Annotated in this window: 6 protein-coding genes; all 6 read right to left on the bottom strand. The window is 46.7% G+C overall.

Translation table 11 applies throughout. From position 1 onward, the window contains the following. The coding region (locus tag ACYVRA_RS05890) for a substrate-binding domain-containing protein (RefSeq protein WP_461251820.1) at nucleotides 1–230 on the bottom strand (230 nt) is incomplete at its 3' end. A 119-nt stretch (nucleotides 231–349) separates the two neighbouring features. Continuing rightward, nucleotides 350–1,225: a radical SAM protein gene (locus ACYVRA_RS05885; protein WP_461251819.1), complete on the bottom strand. Its 876-nt coding sequence runs from the start codon at nucleotides 1,223–1,225 to the stop codon at nucleotides 350–352. Next, nucleotides 1,209–1,583 (bottom strand): NifB/NifX family molybdenum-iron cluster-binding protein, encoded by a 375-nt coding sequence (locus ACYVRA_RS05880; protein ID WP_461251818.1) that lies wholly within the window; start codon nucleotides 1,581–1,583, stop codon nucleotides 1,209–1,211. Before ACYVRA_RS05880 ends, ACYVRA_RS05885 begins: the two co-directional genes overlap by 17 nt. Nucleotides 1,584–1,597: 14 nt before the next feature. Further along, on the bottom strand, nucleotides 1,598–2,473 hold the full coding sequence (nifH, locus tag ACYVRA_RS05875) for a nitrogenase iron protein (RefSeq protein WP_461251817.1): 876 nt from the start codon (nucleotides 2,471–2,473) through the stop codon (nucleotides 1,598–1,600). Next, nucleotides 2,466–3,233 carry a uroporphyrinogen decarboxylase family protein gene (locus ACYVRA_RS05870; protein WP_461251816.1) on the bottom strand — a complete coding sequence of 256 codons (768 nt, stop codon included), beginning with the start codon at nucleotides 3,231–3,233 and terminating at the stop codon, nucleotides 2,466–2,468. Before ACYVRA_RS05870 ends, nifH begins: the two co-directional genes overlap by 8 nt. Then, on the bottom strand, nucleotides 3,158–3,532 hold a 375-nt coding region (locus tag ACYVRA_RS05865; RefSeq protein ID WP_461251815.1), incomplete at its 5' end, for an ASKHA domain-containing protein. The genes ACYVRA_RS05865 and ACYVRA_RS05870, both read right to left, overlap by 76 nt.

Below are 3,532 nucleotides of genomic sequence, written 5' to 3'. Positions count from 1 at the left end.
CCGGCGTTGTTGATGCCGTCTCCGGAACCGGTTCCGTTAATGTTTACTTTGATGTTCGGTTTAACCTTGGCATATTCCGCGGCTAACAATTCCATCAACGGGGTTACGGAAGTTGAACCTCCAACTTCGATTGTGTAAGCGCCGCCATTTTTTACTCTGTTCTGAGCCTGTGCAAACACGCTTGTCAAAGCGAGCAATGTCATCAATACTGCAATAAATTTAGTTTTCATGTTTTACTCCTTGATATAAAGATCTAATAAATAAATAATGTTATCTTGTTAATGGGTAGTGAATGAATTGTTAAAATTTGGTTAAATTTGATAACTTGGCTATATTTTCCCAATTTCGATTAGCCGTGCGAAAATGTCGCGCTGTGCGATAACCTGTTCAAATAAATCCGTTCTCCGTAGTCTTTCCCGCCCGGAACTCCGACAGCGTCGGCGCGGCAATGCTGGCAATGACGGAAAACCTGTATGTATTTTTCCGCTTCAGTCCGCGCTTTGTCAATCTGAAAACAGGTGGGAGGGGCGTTATTTGACATTTCATGCAAGGGAATTAACGGAATAATATTGTACATATCGGCTCCGGCTTCACTGACGGCTTGTGCTATATCCGCGATATGGGCGTCATTTATTCCCGGAACAAGAACCGTATTAACTTTTACCGTTATGCCGGCGGTCTTTATCCTGCGGATTCCCGCAATTTGTTTGGAAATAAGCAGGCGGGCGGCTTCTGTTCCTTCGTATACTTCGTCCCTGTATCGAATCCTGCCGCACATCAGCGCTTGTTCTGCGGGGTAAACCTCGTTTACCGTAACAGTTAACGTATTGAGTCCGGCATTGATTATCTCATCGGCTGAATCTTCCAATAGCAGGCCGTTGGTGCTCATACATTTTATCAAACCGGGAAATTCTTTGCCAATCATGCGAAAGGTTTCCAGAGCATAGGGCGTAGCCAGCGCTTCGCCGGGACCTGCGACGCCGACAACGGTAATTTCAGGCGAGAGTTTGAGCGACTTTCTCACGACTTCCAACGCTTCCTTCGGCGAGATTACCCACGCAGTTACGCCGGGACGCTGTTCTGCCGCGCTGATTTTTCTGTCGCAAAATTTACACTCAATGTTACATCCGGGACTGACGGGAAGATGAATACGCCCCTTGTTGTTTGGCCTGCCCAAAGAAAAACACGGGTGTTCCTGTTTAATTGTTTCAACCGTTGCCGTCATTAGTATTTATCCCTTTAATAGTGAAAAACCGGTCTTGATTTTTGCATAAAGCCGTTAAAACGTCATCGACAAATCCGGGCGCTTCAAGCACCCTCATTCCCTTAAATGTCAGATAGTTGTACGCGCCCGGACCGATTTTGCCGACAATAACCGCTTCGCAGTCATGGAGAATTTGAAGTACCTTGTCAAAGGCGGACTCGTGATGCGCAAAATTATTACAGCATGGTTCAACCTCTCTTGTCTCAATGTAGGAATAATCATTGTCATTAATTGAAACAATGCAAAATTTTTCCGTTCTTCCAAAATGCCGGTGTATGACTTTGCCGTCTGTGGTAGATACCGCGATGATATGGGACATAATTACACTCCGTGTTAAATTTTCTCGCCTTTGCCGGGAATGTCTCCCATTTCAAGAGCCAAAAGTTGATCCGACCATCCAGCCGCCCATTCCCGAAGCTCCGTAGCGTCCAAAGGAGACGGAGTCATGGAATTCTCATGGGCGGCGATGCGCTGGGCAAGTTCGGTGTAAATTTTTGCCTGGGCGGAATCCGGCGCGGCTTCGATAGTGGTTTTTCCCCGAAGTTCGCTCTGCGTTACCGTAACGGAGCGCGGTACATATTGCATGATTTGCGTTTTTGTGCGTGACGCGAAATCGTCAATAATATCTTTCGCGTAGGGTTTGTTAATAGAATTGGCGATAATACCGCCAAGCAGGGCGCCGCCGGAATTGGAATATTTTGCTATTCCCTTGAACAGATTGTTTGCGGCATAAACCGCCATAAAATCCGAAGAAGAAACGGTAAAGACATGTTCGGCGATCCCTTCGCGGATAGGGACTGCAAAACCGCCGCATACAACGTCGCCAAGAACATCATAAATAACAAAGTCCAAGTCCAGTTTCTCGAAAGCGTTTTGCTGCTTGAACAGTTCCACTGCGGTTATAATGCCGCGTCCCGCGCAACCGACGCCGGGAGAAGGTCCGCCCGCTTCCACGCAATAAATGCCGTTAAACCCCTGAAATATCACGTCGCTTGCCTTGACCGTAGGCTTTTCACGAAGTGTATCCAGCACGGTCGGGATATACTCGCCGCCGCGCAGGGTATTGGTGGAATCGCTTTTGGGATCGCACCCGAACTGCATCACCTTGTAGCCGAGCGTCGAGAGCGCCGCCGAGATGTTTGACGTGGTGGTTGATTTGCCAATCCCTCCTTTTCCGTAGATTGCGATTTGCTTGATCTTTTTAGCCATACTTATGCTCCTCCTGTATAGATAAGTAATAAATAAAATCCGTTTTCCTGGTATGAGGACATTGCCCTCCGATCAGAACGGTTTCTTTAGCGTTGTCGGCGGCTGTCAGCAAGGCGTGCTCGTAAGTTTTGTTTGCCGTTTTGTTTTCCTTTATGCCGATAAGCCCGTATTCTTCGAGCGGCATAAAACAGTATGGGCAAAGGTGCAGTATGCCCTTTACGTTCAATTTTAATATTTGTTTTAATAAAGCCATTTGGCTGCCGGCGCAAAATTTGACAAAACGGGAATTTCCTATAAGCTCCCGTTGAGCGTGCGGGTCTGACAGGGAAACAACCTTTACACCGGCGATAAAAAGTTCTGATATGTACCAACTTAATTCTTCCGCAAGAAACCATAACGCGGACAGCGTTTCATTCGGATAGCGGACAAGCCACGACAGAAGTTTCGCGGATGTGACTATACTCAACAGTGAATAAGGAGCAATTGCGTTTGCCATAAACGGTTGTTTATTCGACAATTCTCTGACCCGCGCCAGATTGTTTTTTATCTGTTCAGATTGCGAAAAGCGCGGAATACGCGAAAGCTGTTCCGGCGATTTTATGAATGGAATAACATCTGAAAAACCGCTTGCCGTGGTTTTAACCTCCGCGCCAAGAGCCGCCGCTTCTTCGTCAAAATTGTAATCTATCCGTTGAAATAAACCGTTTTCTTTGTCAACGGTATTATCAGGTTTAACGCAGTAGACGCTGTTGTTGTGCATATCAGAACCCCCAACGACCGCACGAAAAGGTCGTCAAAATGCGGCGTGTTGGCAAGCTCAATTTTTTCAACGCCGTCAATAATCGCCGGAATAATTTTTCTAAAATCCGCATTCAGCAAAAACGCCGCCGCGCCCGATTGCGACGTATTGCCTAAAAACTTGATTTTTCCTTTTAGTTCAGGCGGAAGCAATCCTATATTGAGCAGACTGCTTTCCGAAAGGTGATACCCAAATGAACCGGCAATCAGCGCTTCGTCAATATCGCCCGCGCTTATACCTAATGAATTTAACAACGCCGT

The sequence above is a fragment of the Treponema sp. R8-4-B8 genome, assembly GCF_054786175.1.
The sequence above is the reverse complement of the archived record's forward strand: the minus strand, read 5'-3'. Positions and strand labels throughout refer to the sequence as shown.